This window comes from Prevotella sp. tc2-28 (genome assembly GCF_900107705.1).
GTDB lineage: Bacteria > Bacteroidota > Bacteroidia > Bacteroidales > Bacteroidaceae > Prevotella.
Map to the genome: position 1 here is coordinate 19,526 of NZ_FNRE01000015.1, position 26,353 is coordinate 45,878.

Here is a 26,353-nt window from a genome sequence, read left to right on the forward strand (position 1 = left end):
GAAAAGAGACCGGTATGCCTTGTAGCTTACCGGCCCCTTTTTATTCTTCTTAATTGAAATTAAGCCAAAGTTACTTTGTCATCAGCGGTAGCGAGCTTACCCTCCTTGAAGAGCCAACCCAGACCCAGCAGAGTCTCCTCCTCGCTGATCTTAGCTGCCTTAGCAATCTCCTTAACGGTCATAGCCTTCTCTGCAGCTGCAAGAGCCTGATAAACATCACCAGCCTTGAAACCAGCATTCTCAGCGTTTACTGTAAACACTGCCTTCTTAGCAGCAACGGCCTTCTTTGCAGGGGCCTTCTTTGCGGGTGCCTTCTCAGCAACCTTCTTTGTAGTTTTCTTTTCTGCCATAATTTTGTAAATATTAATACACTATTGAATGGATATTCTATATTTTGCGTGCAAAATTAAGAACTTTTCAGAAAATTTATGCTCACTTACCGCTGAGTTTTTCTTATTTCTGCTTTATTCTTGATGTAAGTCAATCTTTAACTGCAGTTCTTCCAGCTGTTTAGGGTCAAGTTCACCCGGTGCATCCAACATGACATCACGACCACTGTTGTTCTTGGGGAAGGCGATGCAGTCACGGATACTATCAAGACCAGCCATGATACTTACGAAACGGTCAAGACCGAAGGCAAGACCTGCATGGGGAGGAGCACCATACTTAAAGGCATTGATGAGGAATCCGAACTGAGCCATTGCGCGCTCTGGCGTGAAGCCCAGAATCTGGAACATCTTCTCCTGCAACTTGCCATCATGAATACGTAGTGATCCGCCACCAACTTCGATACCATTGCAGACAAAGTCATAGGCAACAGCGCGAACCTTTTCAGGTGCTGTATCCAACAAGGGGATATCGTCCGGATTGGGCAGTGTGAACGGATGATGCGTAGCCATCAGACGCTGTTCCTCGTCACTCCACTCGAAGAGGGGAAAGTCAACAATCCACAAGCACTTGAAGGTATCTTTGTCACGCAGTCCCAGACGGTCACCCATCTCGAGGCGGAGCGTACAAAGCTGCGTACGGGTCTTATTCGGTTTGTCACCACTGAGAATCAGCACAAGGTCACCATCCTTGGCTTGTGTTTTCTCCTTCAGTTTAGCCCATACCTCTGGTGTATAGAACTTATCAATAGAGGTTTTCACTGTTCCATCTGTGTTGAACTTCACATAGACAAGTCCCTTGGCTCCTACCTGCGGGCGCTTCACAAAATCAGTCAGTTGATCGAGTTGTTTACGGGTGTAGTCAGCACAGCCAGGAACGACGATACCGCCGATATACTCTGCCTCGTCGAACACAGGGAAGGTTCCCGTACCCTTCAGCACGTCCATCAACTCTACGAATTCCATGCCAAAGCGAAGATCGGGTTTATCTGAACCGAAACGACGCATGGCTTCATGCCAAGTCATACGCTCCAACTTAGGGAGTTCCACACCTCGTACCTCTTTGAACAGATGACGAGCCAAATCCTCGAATATATTAAGTACGTCTTCCTGATCAGCAAAAGACATCTCACAGTCAATCTGCGTAAACTCAGGCTGACGGTCTGCACGCAAATCTTCATCACGGAAGCACTTGGCAATCTGGAAATAACGATCAAATCCACTGACCATCAGCAGCTGTTTCAAAGTCTGAGGTGATTGAGGAAGTGCATAGAACTGACCTGGATTCATACGTGAGGGAACCACGAAATCACGTGCGCCCTCTGGTGTTGAACCAATCAAGATAGGTGTTTCCACCTCGATAAAGTTCAGGTTATCAAGGAAATTACGAATCAGAATTGTCATACGGTGGCGCAACTCCAAATTCTTACGGACACAATTTCTACGCAGGTCCAGATAACGATATTTCATGCGAATGTCGTCACCACCATCGGTCTGGTCTTCAATGGTGAACGGAGGTGTCTGGCTCTCACTCAACACGTTCAGTTTATCCACCAAGATTTCGATATCACCCGTTGGCATCTTGCCATTTTTTGACTGACGCTCACTCACTTTACCAGTAGCTTGAATACACCACTCGCGTCCGAGTTTGTTAGCCTGTTCGCAGAGTGCAGCATCCTTAGATTCGTCAAACACCAACTGTGTAATGCCATAACGGTCACGTAGGTCGACAAAGGTCATGCCTCCCATCTTTCTCGTTCTCTGTACCCAGCCAGCAAGCGTTACCTCGCTGCCAACATCCGTGAGCCGGAGCTCACCACAAGTCTTTGTTCTATACATTATTATTTATTGTTTTTCTTTCGACCTGCAAAGGTATGAATTATTAATGAAACAGCAAAAAGATTTAAGGGAAAAAGATGGAACTATTGATGGAAATGGCGCGTTTGTGTTAAAATTGATAAAAATAGCGACCAAAATAAGAACTATATTAATTATTTAGTTTACTTTTGCGGCTGAATAACGTCTTATAATATGGACAATTAAAAAGAAAAAGTATGAAGAAATTTATATTTTCTACCTTATTGTTAGTGTGCGGTCTGACGATGGCAATGGCCCAGAAACCGGCTCAGATCAAGTTTGACAAGACCACTCACGACTTTGGTTCTTTCTCTGAGAAAAGCCCTAAAGTAACATGTACGTTTACCTATACCAATGTAGGCGAGCAGCCTTTGGTTGTTAACCAAGCTATTGCTTCGTGCGGATGCACAGTACCCGAGTACACAAAAACACCTGTCAAGCCAGGCGAGACAGGTGAAATTAAAGTAACTTACAATGGTGCTGGCAAGTTCCCCGGTCACTTCAAAAAATCAATTACAATTCGCACCAATGGTGCCGTAGAAATGACTCGTCTCTACATTGAGGGAGACATGACAGAAGCGAAATAATCTTTCCTCTTACCAGCTATAGCTCAGTCCTATGGAGCTCCACTCCTGGAATTGGAAGTAGCCCATGTCATTATCCCACGTTCCAGAATCGTCGAAACGTGGATAGAGAAACAGGTTGGCTGAAAGATATTTCGTAACCTTGAGTTCGAACTGGTTTTCCCATTCTACCAATGCGCGGTGATAAGACGTATTGGCATAGAAGCGTGTCTTCCATGAAAGCTGGTCAACAATCTGCCATTTCAAATCAGCCGTGAATTGTGAACCGAAATCCTCTGAAGTATGTCTTCCACTGGAGATGCCATTTTTCTCGGCCAACCCTAAGCGGTCAACGTAGACAAGGTTGAACGACAACGGAAGGAAGTTCAAACTTCCCGTAAGCCTCTTATCGAACGCTTCAACCTTGTATTCCATACCGACACCGACATTCAGATGAAAAGGTGACATAAAGTCAGAGTAGGTATTAACGTCATTTGCTTTAAGACCTTTGGCAAACTGCGTATAGGCCAGCACCTGCAAGGTATAGTACCAACGTTTATGTGCCTGTAGTCCCAGTTTACTGGTCAGACGCAACAGGTCGTTGTTAGTCTTGAACTTATGTACGGTATCCGACTGGGAAGTCTGGAAGCCCAATTTCATTTCCAACTTATTTTCGAAAGTAACTTTGTCCTTGTCGTTATAGTTCAACTCGAGCGTAGCAGCAGCAACAGCAGAATAATTGCTTTCACCACCTTTGTGCCAGTTATCTGACACGTAGTTCTGCAAGAACTGCAAATATCCATCACCCTTGAACTTCCAGAAATTAGGTTTCTGGATGAGCACTGCTACAGGAGCCGGAGCTGCTTGGGGCTCTTGAGGTATCGGAGCAGCCATCTCCACCAGTTCCACCTTCTGTGTCAGTTCCGTATTCACATCATCACGCAGGGAACCGACTTTCTTTAGCTGGCTTTCATCGTTTTTTACCAAATCCGGACGCCGCATATAAAGACTCATCAACGCAGCGTCAACGGCATCAGTCACCTCGTCTCCTATCTTGGGAGATAACGACAACTGTTTGTTAGCCCCAGAATGATAGAACGTGGTGGGGGCAAACAGACGCAGATAGCGCCCGTCACTCGATTCTGTTCGCAACTGACTGTTCACTTGCTGCAACGAATCAAGCTGACGACGAAGTACTGTCAACGAATCCATATAGTCTTTGACAACCTGAGCCGTATCGGGATTCGTTAGTATTTTTTTACGTCGTTGACCTGATGCATCAACAAATGCTATCAGGACTAAGCATAAAGCTAAAACATACTTGTATCTCATAATCGAGTGCAAAGATACAAAAAAGTTAAGAGTTAAGAGTTAAGAGTTAAGAATTATTTTGGTGTTCGGAGTTTTTTTTGTAATTTTGCACCTTGTAATTTTAATAATAGGTAAAAGATGAATAAAGATACCATTATCGGTTTCGTCCTCATTGCTGTAGTCTTGATAGGTTTCAGCTGGTACAACCAACCATCAGCAGAGGAGATTGAAGCCGCTCGTAAACAGGATTCAATTGAAACGGTTATGAAGGAGAAAGCTGTCAAGGAACAGCAGGTAGCAGCACAGGCCAAGCAGGCCGCTGTCGACTCTATGGCGCTCAATGACACCACAGCTCTCTTCCATCAGGCCATGAGTGGTACCTCACAGAAAGTCGTGCTCAAGAACGACAAACTGGAGCTGACGCTCGACACCAAAGGTGGTGTCGTTCGAAAGGCCGTTATCAAGAATTTCAAGAGCATTGACGGCAAGCAGGATGTGACACTGTTCGACGAGCAGGACCAGAACATGAATTTCATGCTTGCTGGTAAACAGGACAACATTGTTTCTGACGACTTATACTTCACACCCACAGAGCAGACAGACTCAACAGTCACGATGACGGCTCTGGCAGCAGGAGGCGGTTCCATTAGCCTTAGCTATCTACTCGGTCAGGACTATTTGTTGCACATGACCTTGCAAACCAAGGGACTATCCAAGTTCTTCTCCCCTTCCTACAAGGAGATGGAGATAGAATGGAACGACCACTGTCGCCAACAAGAGAAGGGTTTCTCTTTTGAAAGCCGTTACACCTCTTTATATTATAAGGAAACCAAAGGAGGCACCGACAAACTAAGCGAGTCGTCAGACAAGACGGAAACCGTTGAAGAGCGATTGGATTGGATTGCTTTCCGTAACCAGTTCTTCAGCGTAGCTCTCATCTCGAAAGATGACTTTGCAGCCAACGCCACACTTACTAGCACCCAGGACGAGAAAGGCTCTGGCTATCTCAAACATTTCAATGCCAAGATGAAGACATCCTTCGACCCAACAGGTGTCAAGCCCTCTGAATTTGAGATGTATATCGGTCCTAACAACTTCCGGCTGATTAAGGCTGTTGAGGAGCAGAGTCAGTTTGGCAAGGAACTAGACCTAGAGCAGCTTGTAGATCTGGGATGGTGGCTGCTGCGTTGGATCAACCGTTGGTTCACGCTTTATGTATTCGACTGGTTGACAGGCTTTGGACTGAATATGGGTATCGTGCTCATTCTGATTACCTTGTTGCTGAAAGCCATCACCTTCCCAATGGTCAAGAAGAGCTATATGTCTTCTGCCAAGATGCGCGTGCTGAAGCCTAAGTTCGAAGAGGCTACCAAGCAATACGACAAGCCGGAAGACCAGATGAAGAAACAACAGGAGATGATGTCGCTCTACTCCAAGTATGGTGTTTCTCCCCTCTCAGGATGTCTGCCTATGATTATCCAGATGCCTATTTGGCTGGCTATGTTCTTCTTCGTGCCCAACGCCATCCAATTGCGTGGTGAGTCGTTCCTGTGGATGAGCGACCTGTCAACCTATGATCCCATCGTCGAATGGGGTACAAACATCTGGGGTATTGGCGACCACCTGTCCCTAACCTGTATCCTGTTCTGTGCCGCCCAAATTATCTATACTTGGTTCTCAATGCAGCAACAGAAAGACCAGATGGTAGGTGCCCAAGCTGAACAGATGAAGATGATGCAATGGATGATGTACATCATGCCGCTCATGTTCTTCTTTATCTTCAACGACTACAGTTCTGGTTTGAATTTCTACTATTTCGTATCGTTATTCATGTCTGCAGCCATCATGTGGACCCTGCGTAAGACCACAGATGATGCCAAGCTGTTAGCCATTCTGGAAGCAAACTATCAGGCCAACAAGAACAACCCCAAGAAGCAGTCTGGTCTTGCCGCTCGCTTAGAAGCACTGCAAAAGCAGGCTGAAGAAATGCAAAAAGGAAAAAGAAGATGAAGATTGGATTTGATAACGAGAAGTATCTGAAGATACAATCAGAGCATATCCGCGAACGTATTGCTCAGTTCGACGGAAAGCTCTACCTCGAGTTAGGTGGTAAACTGTTTGACGACCATCACGCCTCTCGCGTGCTTCCCGGTTTCAAACCTGATTCAAAACTTAAAATGTTCGGACAGCTACGCGACCAGTTAGAGATTGTTATCGTGGTCAGTGCTGAGGACATTGAGAAAAACAAGATTCGAGCAGACCTCGGCATCACTTATGACGAGGATGTCCTGCGACTGCGCGATGAGTTCATGAAGCGTGACTTCATGGTAGGTTCTGTGGTTATCACCCATTACAACGGACAACGGGCTGCTGACCAGTTCCGTCATCGTCTGGAGCGCTTGGGTATCAAGTCTTACATTCATTACTTGATTGACGGATATCCTCACAACGTGGAACTCATCGCATCAGACGAAGGATTCGGAAAGAACGAATATGTAGAGACCTCACGTGAGTTGGTCATCGTCACTGCTCCAGGCCCTGGCTCTGGCAAGATGGCCGTTTGTCTGTCTCAGCTATATAACGAGAACAAGAGAGGCATTCGTGCCGGCTATGCCAAGTTTGAGACATTCCCTGTCTGGAACCTACCCCTTAAGCATCCTGTCAACATCGCCTATGAGGCTGCCACGGCCGACCTCAACGACGTGAACATGATTGACCCGTTCCACCTGGAGGCTTACGACAAAATTGCCATCAACTACAACCGCGACATTGAGATATTCCCCGTGCTGAATGCCTTGTTTGAAGGCATCTATGGTGACAACCCCTACAAATCGCCTACCGATATGGGGGTCAACATGGTGGGATTCTGCATCAGCGACGACGAGGTGTGCTGCAATGCCTCACGCGATGAGATTATCCGCAGATACTACAACGCCACCAACAAACTGGCCGATGGTGCTGACAATGACAACGAGGTTCATAAGATACAGTTGCTGTTCAATCAGGCCAAGATTAGCACAGCCTATCGACGCGTCACGGTTGCTGCAGCTGCCAAACAAGAACTGACGGGCCTTACTTCTGCCGCCATCGAGCTGGCTGACGGTACTCTCATCACAGCCAAGTCGAGCCCCCTGCTCGGGTGCTCTGCAGCACTATTGCTTAATGCCACCAAACACCTGGCAGGCATTGATCACGAGGCCAAGCTCATTCCACAGTCGATGATTGAACCCATTCAAAAGACTAAGATTGAATATCTAGGTGGTAAGAACCCACGACTGCATACCGACGAAGTATTGGTAGCCCTCAGCGTGCTCTCTGAGAACGACGATCTTTGCAGACGTGCCTTGGAGAAACTTCCTGAACTGCGCGACTGTCAGGTCCACTCTACTGTCATGCTCAGCGAGGTCGACCGTAAGATTTTCAAGAAGCTTGGATGTGGGCTTACCTGCGACCCGGTGAGAAAGAAATGAAGAAATAATGATGAGATATGAAAAGAATACTAACCTTAACGGTGCTGGCACTGATGGTGCTGGGCACAGCAACAGCTGAAAACGACGTGATAGGTAAACAACATATCAAGCTGAATAGTCGCATGATGACGCCTGAGGCTCTTTGGGCCATGGGACGCATTGGCACCGTAGAAGCTTCGCCAAACGGTCGCCAGGTGGTCTATCAAGTAGGCTATTATAGCGTAAAGCAGAACAAGAGTCATCAGGTTATCTGCATCATGGATGCCGACGGAAAGAACAACCGCCAGCTGACAACGAGCAGCAAGAGCGAAAGCGATCCCACATGGCTCGACGCCCAGACTATCGCCTTTCTGAGCAAGGGAGAAGTATGGACTATGCGTCCTGATGGTTCTGAGCGCAAGCAACTGTCTGAAACCGACGGAAAGGTTGAAGGATTCAAGTTCTCACCAGACCGTCAGAAGGTCATCATCCTCAAGTCAATACCTTTCAATGAGGTCATCCAAAAGAATCCAGACGACCTGCCTAAGGCCACAGGTCGACGCGTTACTGATCTTATGTATCGCCACTGGGACCATTATGTAGAGAGTATCCAACACCCCTTCCTCTGTTCAGTAAGTAGCGATAAGATTGCCACAGACATGACGGATATCCTCGAAGGTGAACCTTTCGAATGTCCTATGGAGCCTTTTGGCGGTATCGAACAATTGACATGGAGCCCTGACTCAAAGACAATCGCCTATACTTGTCGAAAGAAGAAAGGTATCGACTATGCCACTTCTACTGACGCTGACATTTATTTATATAATATAGGTACGCGCGAGACTCGGAACCTCTGCAAGCCTGAGGGTTACGTAGCTCCGAAGTACGACCCCAGCCACACCTTGGCTGACCAGGCTGTCAATCGCAACACACAGGAGAACAACCCTGGCTATGACCAGAACCCACAGTTCTCACCTGATGGTAAGTTCATCGCATGGCAGTCTATGGCTCGTGATGGTTACGAGGCAGACCTCAACCGTCTTTGCATTTACTCGTTGGAAGATGGCAGGAAACACTATATCAATTGGAAGAGCGACGTGGAATCTTTCTGCTGGGCTCCTCTGAATGACAAGCAAGCCAATCTCTATTTTATCAGTGTATGGCACGGTTGCGCTAACATGTATAGCTGTAATTGGAAAGGAGAAGTAAAGCAGTTGACAGAAGACTGGGCTGACTGGACTTCCCTGCAACTGGCTAACGACGGCAAGCGCATAGTGGCTACTCGTCAAAGCCTCAGCACTCCGACAGACATTTATATGGTGACACCGGGAAAGAATGTAGAGAAGACCAAGATTGAGCAGATTTCCTTTGAGAACAAGCATATCCTCGACCAACTGACGTTCGGTAAGATGCAGCAATACTGGGTACCAACTACTGATGGCAAGAAAGAACTTGTCTGGGTAATGCTACCGGCTAACTATGAAGAAGGCAAGAAATACCCCACCCTGCTTTTCTGTGAAGGAGGTCCTCAGTCTCCAGTCTCTCAGTTTTGGTCGTATCGCTGGAATTTCCAGATAATGGCTGCAAATGGCTATGTTGTCGTAGCACCTAACCGTCATGGTCTTCCGGGATTTGGACAAGAATGGAAAGAGGAGATTAGCGGTGATTGGACAGGCCAGTGCATGGACGACTACCTGTCTGCCATCGATTTCGCTGCAGACTCACTGCCTTTCGTTGATCGCAACAAACTGGGAGCTGTAGGTGCCTCCTTCGGTGGATTCTCCGTTTACTATCTTGCAGGTCATCACAACAAGCGTTTCAAGGCATTTATCGCCCACGACGGTGCCTTCAACCTGGAATCGATGTATACGGATACTGAGGAAGTATTCTTCTCCAACTGGGAGTACGACGATGCCTATTGGAATAAGAACCGCACCAGCCGTGCAGCAAAGACTTACGAGAATTCTCCCCATAAGTTTGTCGACAAATGGGACACCCCTATCCTCTGCATCCACGGAGAGAAAGACTATCGAATCGTCTATAACCAAGGTATGGGCGCCTTCAACGCTGCCCGCCTGAGAGGTATTCCTGCAGAGTTGCTGATATTCCCTGACGAGAACCACTGGGTACTGAAGCCCCAGAACGGCATACTCTGGCAGCGCACCTTCTTCAACTGGCTTGACCGCTGGTTGAAATAAGCAACCTTTTCAAATGTACAACAAGGGGGTATGACAATTGGTCATGCCCCTTTGTTTTGATAACGTATGGCTAGCAGAGTCAGATCATCACTTTGCTCAGCTCCTTCCGCAAAGTCATGAACGGCCTTCGTCACATGAGTCACCAAAGCCTCGCAACTGCCATTCTCCACGACGGTTTCCTGTACACGCTTCAAACCAAACTGTTCGCGTCGCACATTCATAGCTTCCGTCAGTCCATCGGTATAGAGGAACAACATCGTACCCGGTTCCAGCATCATCTCCTGCTGACTAAAACTGACATCATCAAATACGCCTAATGGCAGATGAGGATTGGCATCCAATTGTCCCTTGCCCACAATGACAGGTTTGTCATGACCTGCGTTACAATAAGACAGACGGCCTGTAGGCAGATCCAGCACGCCAATGAAGAAAGTAATGAACATATTCGACTTGTTGCGAAGACACAAAATCTCATTCAGCGCCTGCATGATATGGGCAGCGTTACTTTCCTTCGTCGAAGCCACACGGAACAGCGACTGTGCCTGTGCCATAATCATCGCAGAGGGAACTCCTTTTCCACTGACATCGCCAATACAGAAGAATAGTTTCTCATTGCGGATGAAGAAATCAAACAGGTCACCACCAACCTCACGGGCAGGCAACAACTGTCCATACACATCAATATCCGTACGGTCGGGGAAGGGTGGAAAATCCTTGGGCAGCATCGACTGCTGAATATTGCTCGCTATACGAAGCTCGTCGGCTATGCGTTTCTGCTCCATGTCCTTCTGGTTTAAAGTGATGATGTTTCTAATCATCCTATGTATAATAAAGCCTAACAGCAGGAAACCCGCCAGCATCAACAACATGCTATATTTCCGAATTTTATCTAGTCCACCATACACTTCACTGTCGTAGCATACCAACGCAACCGTCCAAAAAGGATCATGGTGCATTTGCAGATAGTAGATATAGGCCTTATCTTCTTTCTCATCGTCGTAGAACTCGATATACCTCACATTGTCAGCGTCAGCCAACAGATGGTCAACGGTAGAGTCGTTAATGAGCATGACTACCTGGTCACGACGTTTCTTGCTGACAATTTTCTCTGATGGACCTCCTACAAGTTGTCCTTTCGGTGTCAGGAAGAGTTCGAACGACGATGTTTTATGGTGATGAGCATTCAATGTGTCACCCAGCCATGACAACGACACATCGAGTCCATAGGCAGCTATCAGTCGATTATTCTTGTCCAACAACGGATAGGTATAGGTTGTCAGCGACTGTACACCCGATGTACTTTTGTATTCATAAGGATCACTCCAGAAAGGTTCGTGCTGCTTCATGATTCTAATGAACCCCGGATGTTCCAGATAATTGTGTCCCTCCAACTCACCAAGCTGCTCCGTCATGATTTTCCCATTCTTCTCGTAGACATAAGGTTCATAGAGTCGTCCCTTCTCTTTATAATAATAAGGTGTAAAAGCCAGAAATCCGCCCACAACCTTATCGTTTACTTTGACCACATGGCTCAGCGTATTAGTAATCGAATCGGGGGTTTCCAGACTTTTCCTAACATCCCAAATATGCTCTTTCAACGTCTGTTCGGCAGAGTTCAGCGTTGCTCTAAGGTCACGCACCTTCACACCGAGATCCATCAATACACGCTGTTCCATCTCACTCTCCAGCATTTGACGTGAGTAGTAATACTGAAGTGCAGACACCAACTCCAGCAGCAAGGCTGCGACGGCAACCACCGCCACATTGCGCCATCCCCCGCGATGAATCAACCTATAGGTCCAATTTATCTTCTCTTTCTTCATACTTTATCGGCAAAGGTACGAAAAGTCATCAGTAAAACAAAGAATCTAAGAACTTTTTTGTACCTTTGCAGTCAAAATCACAAAAAAAATAAAAATATAACAATAATTCAAATGGTTCAACAAATTCAAAAAACGTTGAGAGACTCAGCAGCGATGCGCTGGACTGCACTACTGCTTTTGGCCATGGCCATGTTCTGTAGCTATATCTTCATGGACATTCTCTCACCCATCAAGGATCTCATGCAGGAGACACGAGGATGGGACTCTACCGCCTTTGGCACCATGCAGGGTTCCGAGGTATTCCTTAACGTATTCGTATTCTTCCTTATTTTCGCAGGCATCATCCTCGACAAGATGGGTGTTCGCTTCACAGCGGTCCTTTCAGCTGCTGTCATGTTGGTAGGTGCTTGTGTCAAGTGGTATGCAATCAGCGACAGCTTCATTGGCAGCGGATTGGAGACGTGGTTTAACAACAACTTAAACTACATCCCGCTGTTCGACGAACTAGGGGTTTCACCCTTCTATGCCGGCATGCCTGCTTCTGCTAAGTTTGCTGCTTGCGGCTTTATGATTTTCGGTTGTGGTTGTGAAATGGCAGGCATTACCGTGTCCAGAGGTATCGTAAAGTGGTTCAAAGGTCGTGAGATGGCGCTGGCAATGGGTTCTGAGATGGCATTGGCCCGCCTGGGTGTTGCCACCTGTATGATCTTCTCGCCTTTCTTTGCCCGCCTGGGTGGTGAGGTCAGCGTTAGCCGCTCTGTTGCCTTTGGTGTCGTACTGATGTGTATTGCGCTCATCATGACCATCGTCTATTTCTTCATGGATCAGAAACTCGACGCACAGACCGGTGAGGCTGAAGAAAAAGACGATCCCTTCAAGGTCAGCGACATCGGTAAGATCCTCTCCGACAGCGGTTTCTGGATTGTTGCCTTGCTGTGTGTGCTCTACTATTCTGCCATATTCCCCTTCCAGAAGTATGCTGTCAACATGCTTCAGTGCAACCTGACACTGACATTGCCTGCAGCAGACTCTTTCTGGGCAAAACCCGACGTGACCATCATTCAGTACGTCATCATGCTTCTGGTGGCTGCAACCGGTTTTGCCTCTAACTTCCAGAAAAAGGCTAATATGAGATATGGGCTGTTGTGCATCTCTGTCCTTGCCCTGATTACCTACTGCTATATGGGCTTTATGCGTCAGTCTGCGGAGTCTATCTTTGCCGTATTCCCCTTGTTGGCAGTGCTCATCACTCCTATCCTAGGCAGTTATCTCGATCATCATGGCAAAGCAGCCACCATGCTGGTGCTGGGTTCATTGCTGCTCATTGGATGTCACCTGACATTCGCCTTTGTATTGCCCATGTTCAAGGGTAATGCGGTTGGAGGTATCATCATTGCCTATACCACCATTTTGGTCTTGGGAGCATCATTCTCCTTGGTACCCGCTTCGTTGTGGCCCTCTGTGCCCAAGCTCGTTGATGCCAAGGTAATTGGCTCTGCCTATGCCCTCATCTTCTGGATCCAGAACATCGGTCTCTGGCTATTTCCACTGCTCATCGGCAAGGTGCTTGATGCCACCAACCCTGGTGTCACCGACCCCACTCAGTTCGATTATACCGCGCCACTCGTCATGCTTGCCTCGCTGGGTGTAGCAGCCCTCTTGTTAGGCCTGTTGCTGAAGGTGGTTGACAAGAAGAAAGGTATCGGACTCGAGGAGCCGAATATCAAGGCATAATCACCAAATGCAAAACGAAAAAAGAGTCGCTATCATCCACTGGTAGCGATTCTTTTGTTTGGGCTCGTCAATAAGCGGGGGGTATTTTGCAATAACCCAGCCTTATTGTGAAATAACCCAGCCTTATTGTGAAATAACCCAGCCTTATTGATGAATAACCCTTCCTTATTCAAAAATACTTCCGGAGTATGCTAAAATACTCCGAAAGAAAAAAAATTTACTCCAAGAGAAATGAAAACTAGTGTAATGATGATTCGATTAAAAGTAATAGGTAAATCCAGCCTTCGTCTCAAATGTCTTAGCTTCCTTGTTTGAGTGTTCCTTATAACGTGTATTTCGATGATAATAGGAACCGGAAAGGGTAAGACTGCAACGTTTCCAGAGGTCGACCTCGAAGATGGGAGTAACCACAAACAGCCCTGCATTACCTTCATCGCCCTGCACATTGAGATAGCGCAGATCGTCTATCTTAAGCTCAGACTTCTTATAACCTACCCATGTAAAGATACGGAAATACTTGACATGCAGATCGAAACGCCCCCAATTGCCAAACTCCAGGTGCGTCTTCGTCTTAATACTGAATCCGCTGCCCATGTTGTAGTCACGCTCCAGCACATTAAAGTAGTCGCTTTTGGTACCACCTAGCAAGATAGCATCGAGAAAAAGGCGTTGTTCCCAACTGGAAATGAAACCTTTCTGGTGTTCGCCAGCAAAGATAAATCCAGGTCCCAAGGCTGCCGGTTCGCTGATACGATAGGGTGTCTGGTCCGATCCATCAATGACTGGACTCGAATCGTAGTAGTTGAAATGCTGGTAGATGCCAAACTCGCCCAGTTTTCCGTTCTTATCCAATATCGGAGTACTCCACAAACGTCCAACAATGTGCAGGTCGTTGATGAACGGCTGGTTAGAACTAAGACCAAAGGTAACGTCAACGTCGAAGAAATCAAAAGGAGTTGTATGCCGTTCGCCATCCACAGCATCCCCATAGACAAGGAACAGGTCGATGAAGGGATTGCTTTCACCACCCGTCAACTTGCCCTTGTCAGCCAGATATCGCCAACCTGCCGACATGGAGAATTTAACAGGGAAACGGTGGGCGTCGTGATACTTGTAATGTGTACTCTTGACCCTCCACGCATCGCCACGTGCCAGGCGGGCAATGCCCTTCATAGGATTAATAACGAAGGCTGCCGCCTCACGCAGGAAACGTCCGAAACCGCGCTGACGATCATCGAGAATGATGTCACTCACACGATGCGTTATCTCACCAAGAGCCATACCACCCATCGTTGTCGTGATAATATCGTTAACAGCTGGCGGGTCTTTCTCGCCAAAGAGTTCCCACATCAGCGAACCACCCAGTGCATAAGGTGCCGACTCCCAGAAATTCATACCGTTAGAACGGGCCACATTGAAGTATAGATTACCATGATAAGGATGGGCAAACATGTTCATGATGAATACGTCGTTGTCCCACACAAAACCTGTGTTTAGGTTGTCGCGGATGGTACGCATCGTTGTTTGGGCAAACTCCTCCTTTGTGACATAACGGTTGTAGAGTTGTACACTAGTGTTCAGTGCCGTTACAGCTGCTGCCGCTACCCACGGATGCTTCTTCTGCGGCTGAGCCATAATAGAGTCAGGGCAGATAGTCGAATCAGCCTTTTCCATCGGTGTCTGCTGAGCCATCGCTGCCAACGACATCAAGAGGAACAATACCGTATGTAGTAGCTTCATCATCACAAATGCTGCGGCAAATAAAATCAATTAATATTGAAAACGTACGACCAAAGGAAGATGATCGCTAAAACCACGCTGATATCGAAGACCATTGAAAGTACGGAAGGGTTTAACACCTCCATATTTTTTGTCTTCCTCCAAAAGGAAGGGGGCATCGTTGATATAGGCTGTTGACACATGGCCACTCAATGCAGCACTAACGAAAATATGGTCTATACTCTCCCAACGTCCTTGATAGCGATAGGTTCCCTCTGCCCCATGACTGCCTTGTGCTTCACGGCTGACATTCGTCAGTGCATGGTCTTCCAGAAAACGCAAGGCAGGGTCATTCGCTCCATCGTTGAAATCGCCAGCAATGACAACCTTAGCATGAGCAGATAAATGACTGATGGCTTCAACCAACTGGTCTGCTACCACCTGACGATTGGGACGTGTCTGCTTCTCGCCACCAAAGCGACTGGGCGCATGAACGACAAAGACATGAAGGGTATCGCCTGATATAATCTCCCCCTGCACATAGAGGATATCACGCGTAGGACGCATGCCTTCCAATGGAGTGACAGCAAGAAAATCATAACAGATAGGACGGAAGGAGAATGGCTGATAAAGCAAAGCCACATCAATGCCTCGGAGATCGGGCGACTCGGTCATCAAGAATTCATAACCGGCATGGCGGAGCAAGGAGCGACGGGTTAAGTCAAAGAGACAGGAGTCATTCTCCACCTCAACCATAGCGACGAGGTCCGGAATACCATTTTCCTGACACGACAAGATTTCTTGTCCTATATGGTTCACCTTACGCCAATAGCGGGCAGGAGTCCATTTACGCACTGAAGCAGGCAACCACTCGGTATCCTGCTTCAGTGAATCATGATGACAATCAAAGAGATTCTCGCAGTTCAGTTCCACGAGTGTCAGCCATGATGTCAGAAGAAGACTTAACATACCTTCTCTAGTCTCTTCATCATCGCAAACATAAAGACTGCAGCAACGAGACAGACACCGAGGAAGACGCTCCAGCATATCCACAGGGGTACAGCGCCCCACAGCAATCCACCAACCACAACGAGCTGGTTACCAATAGCTGTGGCCACAAACCAGCCACCCATCATCATACCCTTGTACTTGGGAGGAGCAACCTTCGATACAAAGGAGATACCCATCGGGGAAAGCAACAGCTCACCAAAGGTAAGCACAAGATATACCATGATGAGCAGGTTCGGGGTGACATCAGCTACATGGACAGCAACGGGATTGCCATCAGCACCCATCTCTGTCTGTGGCATAGGCAGTCCAAAGGAGCCAAAGGCCATCAGTGCATAGGCAACAGCAGCGACAATCATGCCATAGGCTATCTTACGAGGAGCTGAAGGCTCTTTGCCCTTCGCTGCCAGCGAACCGAAGATAGCCATAGAGACCGGTGTCAGTGCTACGACATAGAAGGGATTGAACTGCTGGAAGATAGGAGCAGAAACAGTGACAACACCCTCGCCATCATATTGCAGGAAAAGGAATGCCAAGGCTGCCAAAATGACGATTCCCGAAATCAGCTTGCCTTTGTCCGTCTTCGACTGGAAGAGTGAGAAGAGGGCATAGACAATGAAAATGACAGCCACCAAGTTCCACACATCGAAACACATAGCCTGCAAGCCTTGAGCTGACTGGGCCGTAAACTCATCGGCAAAATAGGTCAGCGAGAGTCCGTTCTGATGGAAGGCCATCCAGAAGAAGATGACCACAGCAAATACAAGGCATAGGGCTACAATGCGTTGCTTCGTTTCTTCCTTAGACAACTCCTCAACAGGAGCGCTTTCTGTTGATGAGCTCTTCTTGACGCCACCCTCAGTATGGCGGAAGGTAGAACGAAACAGGTAATAGATTGCTATACTCAGCACGAGCGAAGCACAGGCTACAGCGAATGAGAAGTGGTAAGCATCGTTACTGGAATAGCCCAGCGAAGTCTCTGCATACTCCTTAATCTTAATGGCTGCTGTAGGAGCAAACAGCGCTCCTATGTTGATGGCCATATAGAATATGGAGAAACCAGAGTCACGCTTGTCCTTATATTGTGGATCATTGTACAGGTCACCTACCATCACCTGCAGGTTACCCTTAAAGAGTCCCGTTCCAAAGCCAATGAGCAACAGGGCTGCCAGCATGACGACAAGCGCTACCGTGTCACCCCCCAAAGGAACTGACAGCAGCAGATAGCCTGCAAACATGATGATAATACCCGTTGTCACCATACGGCCAAAGCCAAACTTGTCAGCCATGATACCTCCGATGAGGGGGAAGAAATAAACTAACATGAGAAACGCACTATAGATGGTGCCGGCCAGTGCAGGTGACAATCCATAGTTAGCTCTCAAGAACAAAGCAAAGACAGCGAGCATGGTATAATAGCCAAATCGCTCACCCGTGTTGGCAAGAGCCAACGCAAACAGTCCTTTCGGTTGGTTTTCAAACATAATCTTTTCTATTTAATTTTATCGTTTTTAGTTCTGATGAGATCAAACAGGTAGGTAGCCTTGATGACAATCTGCCCGAAATTACTACGTCCGAAGAAGTCGGACTTAGAATTCTTATATATGTCACCCAGTCCATAGTAATAGCGTCCTTCCAAAATGAAGTGACCTACCTTGGGATGGGAAAACTCAATGCCACCACCCACCGCGATGCCATAGTCAAACTTCTTCTGGACAGCCATCGTGTCCTGTGCCTCTATCTTCGATGAGCGCTCTGTCAGTTTGCCTATACCTGGCTGCAGGTTACTGGTAGTCGACTCATCAAGGAAAAAGCCTATCTGTGGACCTAACTGAATGAATCCCTGCAGTCCTTTGCGCTCACGTCCCCACCCTAGACGCGCCATGATAGGCACCTGAACATATTTCATATGACGTTCATAGGACAAGGGATTGGCCTTTTCCTTGTCATTGACATAATAGACGGGTTGGTTGTCCATGTCCATGATATTCTCTTTCCATCCGGTCTGTACCAGGTTGACCTCTGCCACGATGGCACAGACGCTCTTGAAATATTTCTCACAGGTATAGCGGAAGGTGACTCCACCTGTCATTCCACCCAACTGTTTTTGGGGTACCTCAGGCACAAAACCTACCGAACTCAGCATATAACCTGCGCTGACACCAACGGCTAAGTCGTTACGATATTCTCCTACCTGAGCACGTGTGGCGAGCAACGAGCAATGAACTACGAGCAATAAAATCAAATACCGTTTCATCTTCAAGCTTTAAAAATTGATGGTTTCCACCTTATTGCCAGTAGTATAGTGAACAAAGAGGATGGCTTTGTTCTGCAGTCCGCCATTGCCCATCCGCTCGAAATGAAGGGGAGTCTGCAAGGGGGTATAACCTGCCATGCCGGAAGCACCCGTGAAGTGCTTTCCATAGAGGTGAAGACCCTTCAGCATGAAGAAGGCATGGTCAAATCCTGTCACTGCATAGCGCTGGTGGTAGTTCTGCATTTCCTGATGGAAGTTCCAGCGATACTTGCGCTTGATACGTTCTGAGCGTACGGACAGCGGATCCATATAATAGGTTGAAGGGATGTACACATCGAACTTATAGAAATTGTCCAGATACATACGGGTATACATCAGCCACTCGGTATAGCCAAACATGGTGATGAGGATGCCCGGGGTGGACGTTATCAGACCATTCAACTTGGCAAATGCCACATTCAATTCGGAAGACCTGCTAGTGTTTAGAATCACGACATTACGCTGGTTCATGTCGAAAGCCTTGCGGAACATGCTCTCGCTAGACCGTAGGTTTGTGATGGAATACTGGATGCCATCCTGTTCCAGTTTGCGACGCAAGGCTGCCGTAAAACCGCCTTTCGTACTGGTTGAGTCGTTGCAGTCGATGAGCACGGGGTGGCAGCCCTTGAAACGCTGACAGAAACGGTAGACATAGGCTTCGTTCAACACATGTCCGTTCTGGTAAGCCTGAAAGAGGTTACCATTATCGTAGACTTCCTGCGAACTGGTGGAGAATGGAATCAACACGCGAATGTCATGGGTCTGAGCAAAGTCACCCAATGCCTTAACCTGTTTGGTATAGAGTGGGCCAATAATCAGGTCGCGGTTAGCAGCCTTGGGGTCTTTGAGCACCTTGCTGATATCTGTATCTTCTGCCACATTCCATGCACAGACATCCACGGAGATGCCTTTGGTCTTCAGACTGTCACAAGCCATCAACACCCCCCGATAGTACTCCACCATGCGCTTGCCGTCACCATTCTGGTCGTGCAAGGGCAACATGACACCCAATCGGATAGCTCGTTGGCGTACATCGTCCTTGTCCATGGGCTTGGCAGCGCTTACAGAACTGGCGACAACGTTCTGACTCGTAGAACTAGCTGCACTGTTCTGGCTGTTCTGACTGTTCGAAGGGAATGGTATTCTGATGAAGGACCCCTTTTTCAACTCATAGCCTGGAGTGTTCATCTCGGGGTTCGCCTTGATGAGCTCCTCTATCGTGATATTGTTCTCACGGGCAATACCGAAAATGGTTTCCTTACGTTTTACTTCATGCAGTTCCTTGTAGCTCTGCACCTGTGCTGACACGGTCTCCGACATGGAGAGCGAGAGCACCAATGCGACAAAATATCGTGTTATTCTTTTCATCTTCTAGGTCTTTTTTTACGTTTTGCGCTACAAAATTACAAAAAAAGTAGCGTAAGTTCTACTTTTTTCAGTAATTTTGCAAAAATATTCGCATATCAACAATGATTTTAAAGAAAACAACCTGTCTTTTGGCTCTCCTGAGCATTTGTCTTGGGGGCTATGCTGACATCGTAGTAACGGCAACCTATACAGATAAGGAAGGAACGGAACAGACTGCTGAAAAGGAGATTCAAGACGTCAGTGCTCCCTTAAGGGTTCATTTCACCACCAATGCCCTAGACCTTTATGAAGGGGCTTCTCTGGAATGGCGCATCCGCCATCAGTCATCAGGTCCTCGTGTCACCCGATACGACCAGGAACTGGACTACACCTTCACAGAGGCGGGCATCAACCTGGTCACGCTACGTGTCATGCAGGAGGGCGAAGCCGTTGATTCCACATCGTTCAGCGTCACCATCAGCGAGAGTTGTCTGGAGATGCCCAATGCCTTCTCGCCTAATGGCGACGAACATAACGACATCTACCGTCCTAAACAGAGTAGCCTGAAGAGTATCGTGGAGTTTCATGCCTATATCTTCAACCGTCATGGCCAGAAGCTATTTGACTGGACTGACCCGACAAAGGGATGGGATGGCACCTACCGGGGCAATCCCGTGAAGGACGGTGTCTATTTTGTCTATGTCAAGGCTCGTGGAGCTGATGGCATCGAGTATAACATCCGACGTGACGTGAACCTGATTCGTAATTTTAACATCGTGACCAACAGCAATAATGAGTAACGACGAGAAGATAAACGTATGGGGAGCCCGGGTGCATAACCTGAAGAACATTGATGTGGAGATACCACGTCACTCACTCACGGTCATCACGGGGCTCAGTGGAAGTGGTAAGTCAAGTCTTGCCTTTGACACCATCTTCGCCGAGGGACAGCGCAGGTATATCGAGACGTTCTCTGCCTATGCCCGTAATTTCCTGGGAGGCATGGAACGTCCGGATGTAGACAAGATAACAGGACTGTCACCTGTCATCAGCATCGAACAGAAGACCACGAACAAGAACCCTCGTTCCACAGTAGGTACGACGACGGAGGTCTACGACTACATGCGACTGCTCTTTGCCCGTGCCGGTAAGGCATACAGCTATGCAACAGGCGAACCTATGGTGAAATATACCGAGGAGAAGGTCGTCGACATGATTACCCACCACTATGCTGGAAGAAAGATCCTCATCCTGGCACCACTGATACGCAGTCGTAAAGGTCACTATCGCGAACTCTTCGAAGGTCTGCGACGCAAAGGCTACCTCCATGTACGCATCGACGGTGAGGTTTCTGAGATTAGACAGGGCATGAAGGTTGACCGCTACAAGAACCACGACATCGAGGTAATCATCGACCGCCTGGCTGTCAAGGACAATGCCGACGAGCGTCTGAAGAAGAGCGTACAGATGGCGATGAAACAAGGTGAGGGGTTGGTCATGATTATCGATCATGAGAGCGGAGAGGTCAAGCACTTCTCCAAACGACTGATGTGCCCTACCACAGGCATTTCCTACAACGACCCTGCTCCTAACACGTTCTCTTTCAACTCTCCCCAAGGAGCCTGTCCACGATGCAAGGGACTGGGATATATCAATGAGATAGATCTCGGCAAGGTCATCCCCAACCGCAAGCATAGCATCTACGAAGGGGGCATCGTACCACTGGGGAAATACAAAAACCAGATGATCTTCTGGCAGATTGACGCCATCTTACATAAGTACGACTGTGACCTGAAGACCAAGATAGAGGATATTCCTGACGAGGCGCTCAACGAGATTCTTTATGGCTCTCTGGAGAGTGTCCGCATCGCCAAAGAACTGGTACACACGTCGAGCGACTACTTCGTCGACTTCGACGGTGTCGTGAAATACCTGCGCTCTGTGATGGAGAACGACGAGAGCTCGAGTGGTCAGAAATGGGCTGACCAGTTCCTGGCCGAGTGCGAGTGTCCGGAATGTCATGGACAGCGACTTACACGTGAGGCACTGAGTTATCGGATATGGGACAAGAACATCTCCGAACTGGCACGTATGGACTTGTCCGAACTGCGTCAGTGGCTTGACGAAGTGGAGAAGCATCTCGACAACCAGCAACAGCAGATTGCCGCAGAGATTCTGAAAGAAATAAGGACACGTCTGGACTTCCTCCTGGAGGTTGGCCTCGACTATCTGGCACTGAACCGCCAGGCAGCATCGCTCTCGGGAGGTGAGAGCCAACGCATCCGCCTAGCCACTCAGATTGGTTCACAGCTAGTCAACGTACTCTATATCCTTGACGAACCGAGCATCGGACTGCACCAGCGTGACAACGACCGCCTCATCAAGTCATTAAAGGAACTACGCGATCTAGGCAACACGGTCATTGTCGTTGAACATGACCGTGACATGATGCTAGCTGCTGACTACGTCGTTGACATTGGTCCCAAGGCTGGTCGCAAGGGGGGCGAGGTTGTCTTTCAAGGCACCGTCGACGAGATGCTGAAACAGAACACCATCACTGCCCAATACCTCAATGGACAACTGAAGATAGAACTGCCCAAGAAGCATCGTCCAGGCAATGATCATTCTCTCATACTCAGGGGATGCCGGGGTAACAACCTGAAAAATGTCGACGTGGAGTTCCCCTTGGGCAAGCTCATCGTAGTGACAGGAGTTTCCGGCTCTGGAAAGTCAACACTGGTAAATGAAACGCTCTACCCCATCCTCTCGCAACATTTCTACCGTTCCCTTCAGCAGCCCATGCCCTATGAGGCTATCGAAGGACTGGAACAGGTCGACAAAGTGGTGAACGTCGACCAGACTCCCATTGGCCGTACACCACGCTCCAACCCTGCCACCTATACAGGTGTCTTCAGTGATATCCGTTCGTTGTTCGTCAACCTGCCTGAAGCCCAGATTCGTGGTTACAAGCCGGGACGTTTCTCTTTTAATGTGAAGGGGGGACGCTGTGAGACGTGTGGGGGCAATGGCTATAAGACCATCGAAATGAACTTCCTCCCTGACATCCAGGTGCCCTGTGAAGAGTGTCATGGCAAGCGCTATAACCGCGAGACGCTGGAAGTACGCTACAAGGGCAAGTCGATTGCCGACGTGCTGGACATGACCATCAACCAGGCGGTGGAGTTCTTTGAGAATGTTCCCGACATCCTCCGTAAGATAAAGACCATCCAGGATGTCGGACTGGGCTATATCAAACTAGGACAGTCGTCTACAACACTCAGTGGTGGTGAAAGCCAACGTGTCAAACTGGCCACAGAACTGGCTAAGAAGGATACTGGAAAGACGGTCTATATTCTCGACGAACCGACCACAGGACTCCATTTTGAAGACATCCGCATCCTGATGGACGTCCTCAAACGCCTAGTGGACAGGGGCAATACCGTCATCATTATCGAGCATAACCTGGATGTCATCAAACTGGCCGACCATATCATCGATATGGGTCCTGAGGGTGGACGCAATGGCGGTACTGTCCTGACAACAGGCACCCCAGAGGAGGTGGCGAAGTCGAAAAAGGGCTTCACACCCAAGTTCCTCAAGGCTGAACTGAAGAACTCATCGCGCTAAGGTCACTCCCATCAGTCCGATGACCACATCATTCGAGAGGGTGCGCAACGTCAGACTGCGTACCTTTTTGTTGCGCTGCAGCGGCATACGGAGCATCTGGGCAGCACCACCGGGAATCTCTCGTCCATAGACGCCTTTTATAGCCAGCTCCTCACCAAGCTGACGACTGACTGTACCCGTTCCAAAGGCCACACGATAAGGCCGGGGCTCTGCTGTGCGGAAGGCCTGTCCGTCGACATAGTAGTCTTGCTCTATCGGACACCAGTTGTGAGGAGGTCTGAGACGCAGCGTATCAGTGGTATCATCCACATAGCGAACGGTCACCAATGCATTGTCTATGCCATACTGCATATGGTTCGTCGACCCTGCCATCAACAGCCAGAGGCTTTCTCCACGCCCTTGCAGGGGGATGGTGACACTGTCGGGATAGTTGTCCCATAGCGAGGTATAGATGATGTTACGTCCTGTGACAGGCGTACGGAAGGGAACTCCAGCCACCACAAACTGTCCATGGTGAATCATCGAACGGAACACGCTGTCATTGATATCAGGACGATAGTGTGGATGGCACCACTCCCCTATGCCTTGCAAGGGAATCTGTAACGTAGTATAGGGAGGACGAGGCGAACGATATTCCTGTTGGAAGATGTCCTTTACGGAAGCATTGAAATAACGCTCGATGCGCTGTGGACGGTATTTCATCCCTGCAACAGGCTCTGCAGTATCCGTATTTTTCGTTTCCGGGATGTATGCTAGACTGACAGCATCTTCCATATAATCTGCTCGTTCCACTTCTATGACCTGGTAGGTTGCTGTCGTACCCGTCACGTCACGATAGCGTCCTTGTCCCAGGTTCTGCCGCAGCACGATGCACAGTGGCTGACGGAAATGTTGGGTAATCTCATAACGTTCCTTGTTTCCTTTACGCACAAACCGATATTCTATATATGGCGTCTTCACATGTACACTGTCCCACTCTTTCGGAAATCCCGGACGCAGCAGACATTGTCCATACAAAGCCTGTGGAACGATACCGAAAAGACCTTGCAACAGTGTACGTGAGGAGATGCCGATGCAGTCGCCAAAATCGCGGTAGCACTCACCACGGGCGGCATCGTAATGACTAATCTGTCCAAAGTTAGCCGGCGACTGTCCATAATACATCTGATCCAGCACGTTGGCCTTCATCAATTGAAAACCTGCCTCACTGCGGCCTGCCTCGAAATAAGCCAGGGCGGTATGCATTACCTCTGCCGCAGCCACATTGTTGATACTCCACGAATAGGGCATCCATGTACTAGTGGCTATCGTGCTCAATCCTGTCTTCTCCACAGGAATATGTGGAATCTCCCGATCGACATATCGGGTAGCCTGATAGGCCTGTTCCTGTGTGCAGGCACCACAGTCAATGGGGGTATAGATGCTCCACACCGCCGCATGTTCATGAACGCGCTGTAACCCCATCAGGTCCTGGTATTCCGCCCAGTGTCCCTTGTCTGCCAGCCACAGCCTGCTATTCATCGCCTGTAGAATGGCGTCAGCCTCCTTGCGATAAGGGGTGGCATCTTCTCCCAGGAGTTCTGCAATACGGGCAGCCAGCAGATGCCCTCGGTAGTTATAGGCGGAGGAATGAGTGACGGCACCACCACTATAGTAAAGGGCATCCGACGCCCAGATACAACAGTAGGCATCATACAGGTGGTCTCCATCGGGATCGTAGTTTCGCTTCTCCCAAGCCAGATGACTGGTCAGCACCGCCCACATCTGTCGCATATACGTGGTATCTGCATCATATTGGAAATGCCACAGCAACTCATCGACATAGTTGAGGTTCATGTCATAGTGGTGCATCTGGTTGTTACGGTTCGGGTTACGACAGATATAGCCATTGCTATACATCTGCGTTCCCCACTTCTTCTCTGCTCTTGCCAGCTGCTGTTGGGGATCTTGGGTGGGATGTGGAAAGACTGGGGCGACGTCACGCACCTGACTATTGGCATAGGCATTGAAATGCTTCACAGCCCGCTCGTTCCATCCCAGCACATCACCAAGGTAACCTGCGCGCCAACCTGCCAGCGGCATGCGCCACCCGACACAGCCATGCAACCACGTCTCTCCGTCCCAGTCTCCGTCTGCTGCCATCACCAGTGCGGCTCCTAACGTGTTGATATAGGGGTCTGGCGTGTCAAACTGGATGCGCTGGGCCATCGTATGCCAGTGACTGAAAGCCTTGTCATACATCCTGACAGCCTCAGCATATGGCACATGGGCTATGGAGTCCAGTATCACCACGATAGTGGCAGCCTTGCGTCGTTCGTCTGCATACGCTGCCGTGCTAACCTGCAGTCCTTTTTCTTGTGGATCATGTTCAAAGACACCTGGCCGGTCAGCCCCGATGTCACCATTACGTTGCAGTTTGGGCTGTGCGATCTGACACACCTTCACCTGCACATCAAGTGCAGGGAAAACACCTGTCGTTGCCAACTGCCACACGGCACCCTCTTCGTCATACAGCGACACCACCTTCACACAGAGCGTTCCACTACCCCAGCGCTGGTCACGCAACACATAGGAACGCATGCCGTCTTCATAGGCAGCACGACAAAAGTCCGTAGCGTCCAGTGGCACACCATTGACCACCAGTCGGATGTTCCGGTGATGGTTCTTCTTGGCTACGGCAAACACCGGACGGTCAGAGGTCTCCAGCCGCCAGTCTGTGTGCGAGCCATAGAGGGCACGTGTGAAGCGGTTACTGCCATTCTCGCTGACAAAGGCTCGTCCCTCAGGACGGTATTGCAACGTACGGGCACTACCTGCCTTTCCGTCGTTATAGGACATCGACTCGATATAGTCTCCAATACGTTTGTTCTGTGCAGTGGCTTGTATAACGCCACACACTGCAAAAAGTGCGATTAGTTTTTTCATATCGCTTGCAAAGATACAAAAAAAAATCGACTGTCATCACGACAATCGATTCTAAAAACAAACTACTTAAAAACTAATCTACTAAAACAAATCAAAAAAATATCTTTTTT

At 48.6% G+C, this 26,353-nt stretch carries 17 protein-coding genes; 7 read left to right on the plus strand and 10 right to left on the minus strand.

Annotated elements, in window-relative coordinates:
- Positions 1-59: 59 nt before the first annotated feature.
- Entirely contained in the window at positions 60-350 is a 291-nt protein-coding gene (locus BLU47_RS12415) for a winged helix-turn-helix domain-containing protein (RefSeq protein ID WP_091963320.1), read from the minus strand.
- 114 nt (positions 351-464) lie between these two features.
- Complete coding sequence (gene aspS, locus BLU47_RS12420) at positions 465-2,225, minus strand: aspartate--tRNA ligase (RefSeq protein ID WP_091963323.1); 1,761 nt, start codon at positions 2,223-2,225, stop codon at positions 465-467.
- Between the two features lie 215 nt (positions 2,226-2,440).
- On the opposite strand from aspS, the gene BLU47_RS12425 reads away from it, so the two are divergent.
- Complete coding sequence (locus BLU47_RS12425) at positions 2,441-2,830, plus strand: DUF1573 domain-containing protein (protein WP_091963326.1); 390 nt, start codon at positions 2,441-2,443, stop codon at positions 2,828-2,830.
- 9 nt (positions 2,831-2,839) lie between these two features.
- Here BLU47_RS12425 and BLU47_RS12430 read toward each other — a convergent pair whose 3' ends face one another.
- Positions 2,840-4,018, minus strand: a complete 1,179-nt coding sequence (locus tag BLU47_RS12430; RefSeq protein WP_091963439.1) for a DUF3078 domain-containing protein — start codon at positions 4,016-4,018, stop codon at positions 2,840-2,842.
- A 237-nt stretch (positions 4,019-4,255) separates the two neighbouring features.
- Between BLU47_RS12430 and yidC the strand changes: the two genes are divergently transcribed.
- Genes yidC through BLU47_RS12445 form a run of 3 tightly spaced genes read left to right on the plus strand, consistent with a single transcriptional unit; the run spans position 4,256 to position 9,764 of the window.
- Positions 4,256-6,127: a membrane protein insertase YidC gene (gene yidC, locus BLU47_RS12435; RefSeq protein WP_091963329.1), complete on the plus strand. Its 1,872-nt coding sequence runs from the start codon at positions 4,256-4,258 to the stop codon at positions 6,125-6,127.
- Positions 6,124-7,587 (plus strand): DUF1846 domain-containing protein, encoded by a 1,464-nt coding sequence (locus BLU47_RS12440; protein ID WP_091963332.1) that lies wholly within the window; start codon positions 6,124-6,126, stop codon positions 7,585-7,587. The genes yidC and BLU47_RS12440 overlap by 4 nt, the downstream gene beginning before the upstream one ends.
- 17 nt (positions 7,588-7,604) lie before the next feature.
- Positions 7,605-9,764, plus strand: coding sequence for a dipeptidyl-peptidase Dpp5 (locus tag BLU47_RS12445; protein WP_091963336.1), 2,160 nt, complete (start codon positions 7,605-7,607; stop codon positions 9,762-9,764).
- 41 nt (positions 9,765-9,805) lie between these two features.
- On the opposite strand, the gene BLU47_RS12450 is transcribed toward BLU47_RS12445, so the two are convergent.
- A complete protein-coding gene (locus BLU47_RS12450; protein ID WP_091963339.1) occupies positions 9,806-11,587 on the minus strand; it encodes a SpoIIE family protein phosphatase in 1,782 nt (593 codons plus the stop codon).
- Positions 11,588-11,698: 111 nt separating this feature from the next.
- Here BLU47_RS12450 and BLU47_RS12455 point away from each other — a divergent pair, with 111 nt between their 5' ends.
- Positions 11,699-13,321, plus strand: coding sequence for an MFS transporter (locus tag BLU47_RS12455; RefSeq protein ID WP_091963342.1), 1,623 nt, complete (start codon positions 11,699-11,701; stop codon positions 13,319-13,321).
- 258 nt (positions 13,322-13,579) lie between these two features.
- On the opposite strand, the gene BLU47_RS12460 is transcribed toward BLU47_RS12455, so the two are convergent.
- The 5 genes from BLU47_RS12460 to BLU47_RS12480 are packed head-to-tail and all read right to left on the minus strand — an operon-like array spanning position 13,580 to position 19,712.
- Complete coding sequence (locus BLU47_RS12460; protein WP_255402191.1) at positions 13,580-15,064, minus strand: DUF3943 domain-containing protein; 1,485 nt, start codon at positions 15,062-15,064, stop codon at positions 13,580-13,582.
- 27 nt (positions 15,065-15,091) lie between these two features.
- Complete coding sequence (locus tag BLU47_RS12465) at positions 15,092-16,009, minus strand: endonuclease/exonuclease/phosphatase family protein (RefSeq protein ID WP_091963345.1); 918 nt, start codon at positions 16,007-16,009, stop codon at positions 15,092-15,094.
- Entirely contained in the window at positions 16,003-17,532 is a 1,530-nt protein-coding gene (locus tag BLU47_RS12470; RefSeq protein ID WP_091963349.1) for a peptide MFS transporter, read from the minus strand. Before BLU47_RS12470 ends, BLU47_RS12465 begins: the two co-directional genes overlap by 7 nt.
- Before the next feature lie 8 nt (positions 17,533-17,540).
- The gene (locus BLU47_RS12475) at positions 17,541-18,305 is read right to left on the minus strand and encodes a porin family protein (protein ID WP_369796985.1); all 765 of its coding nucleotides are present in this window, start codon (positions 18,303-18,305) and stop codon (positions 17,541-17,543) included.
- A 9-nt stretch (positions 18,306-18,314) separates the two neighbouring features.
- Positions 18,315-19,712, minus strand: a complete 1,398-nt coding sequence (locus BLU47_RS12480; RefSeq protein WP_091963356.1) for a PBP1 and LysM peptidoglycan-binding domain-containing protein — start codon at positions 19,710-19,712, stop codon at positions 18,315-18,317.
- Positions 19,713-19,813: 101 nt separating this feature from the next.
- Between BLU47_RS12480 and BLU47_RS12485 the strand changes: the two genes are divergently transcribed.
- Complete coding sequence (locus BLU47_RS12485) at positions 19,814-20,491, plus strand: T9SS type B sorting domain-containing protein (RefSeq protein WP_091963359.1); 678 nt, start codon at positions 19,814-19,816, stop codon at positions 20,489-20,491.
- On the plus strand, positions 20,484-23,318 hold the full coding sequence (uvrA, locus tag BLU47_RS12490; RefSeq protein WP_255402192.1) for an excinuclease ABC subunit UvrA: 2,835 nt from the start codon (positions 20,484-20,486) through the stop codon (positions 23,316-23,318). The genes BLU47_RS12485 and uvrA overlap by 8 nt, the downstream gene beginning before the upstream one ends.
- Here the strand turns inward: uvrA and BLU47_RS12495 are convergent.
- The gene (locus BLU47_RS12495) at positions 23,307-26,243 is read right to left on the minus strand and encodes a DUF4450 domain-containing protein (RefSeq protein ID WP_091963367.1); all 2,937 of its coding nucleotides are present in this window, start codon (positions 26,241-26,243) and stop codon (positions 23,307-23,309) included. The genes uvrA and BLU47_RS12495 overlap by 12 nt on opposite strands.
- Positions 26,244-26,353: the final 110 nt, after the last annotated feature.

What these genes read in the sequence shown, in the direction of transcription:
- BLU47_RS12415 (WP_091963320.1), bottom strand. Translation starts at nt 350, where the DNA reads ATGGCAGAAAAGAAAACTACAAAGAAGGTTGCTGAGAAGGCACCCGCA.
- aspS (WP_091963323.1), bottom strand. Translation starts at nt 2,225, where the DNA reads ATGTATAGAACAAAGACTTGTGGTGAGCTCCGGCTCACGGATGTTGGC.
- BLU47_RS12425 (WP_091963326.1), top strand. Translation starts at nt 2,441, where the DNA reads ATGAAGAAATTTATATTTTCTACCTTATTGTTAGTGTGCGGTCTGACG.
- BLU47_RS12430 (WP_091963439.1), bottom strand. Translation starts at nt 4,018, where the DNA reads ATGGATTCGTTGACAGTACTTCGTCGTCAGCTTGATTCGTTGCAGCAA.
- yidC (WP_091963329.1), top strand. Translation starts at nt 4,256, where the DNA reads ATGAATAAAGATACCATTATCGGTTTCGTCCTCATTGCTGTAGTCTTG.
- BLU47_RS12440 (WP_091963332.1), top strand. Translation starts at nt 6,124, where the DNA reads ATGAAGATTGGATTTGATAACGAGAAGTATCTGAAGATACAATCAGAG.
- BLU47_RS12445 (WP_091963336.1), top strand. Translation starts at nt 7,605, where the DNA reads ATGAAAAGAATACTAACCTTAACGGTGCTGGCACTGATGGTGCTGGGC.
- BLU47_RS12450 (WP_091963339.1), bottom strand. Translation starts at nt 11,587, where the DNA reads ATGAAGAAAGAGAAGATAAATTGGACCTATAGGTTGATTCATCGCGGG.
- BLU47_RS12455 (WP_091963342.1), top strand. Translation starts at nt 11,699, where the DNA reads ATGGTTCAACAAATTCAAAAAACGTTGAGAGACTCAGCAGCGATGCGC.
- BLU47_RS12460 (WP_255402191.1), bottom strand. Translation starts at nt 15,064, where the DNA reads ATGATGAAGCTACTACATACGGTATTGTTCCTCTTGATGTCGTTGGCA.
- BLU47_RS12465 (WP_091963345.1), bottom strand. Translation starts at nt 16,009, where the DNA reads ATGTTAAGTCTTCTTCTGACATCATGGCTGACACTCGTGGAACTGAAC.
- BLU47_RS12470 (WP_091963349.1), bottom strand. Translation starts at nt 17,532, where the DNA reads ATGTTTGAAAACCAACCGAAAGGACTGTTTGCGTTGGCTCTTGCCAAC.
- BLU47_RS12475 (WP_369796985.1), bottom strand. Translation starts at nt 18,305, where the DNA reads ATGAAACGGTATTTGATTTTATTGCTCGTAGTTCATTGCTCGTTGCTC.
- BLU47_RS12480 (WP_091963356.1), bottom strand. Translation starts at nt 19,712, where the DNA reads ATGAAAAGAATAACACGATATTTTGTCGCATTGGTGCTCTCGCTCTCC.
- BLU47_RS12485 (WP_091963359.1), top strand. Translation starts at nt 19,814, where the DNA reads ATGATTTTAAAGAAAACAACCTGTCTTTTGGCTCTCCTGAGCATTTGT.
- uvrA (WP_255402192.1), top strand. Translation starts at nt 20,484, where the DNA reads ATGAGTAACGACGAGAAGATAAACGTATGGGGAGCCCGGGTGCATAAC.
- BLU47_RS12495 (WP_091963367.1), bottom strand. Translation starts at nt 26,243, where the DNA reads ATGAAAAAACTAATCGCACTTTTTGCAGTGTGTGGCGTTATACAAGCC.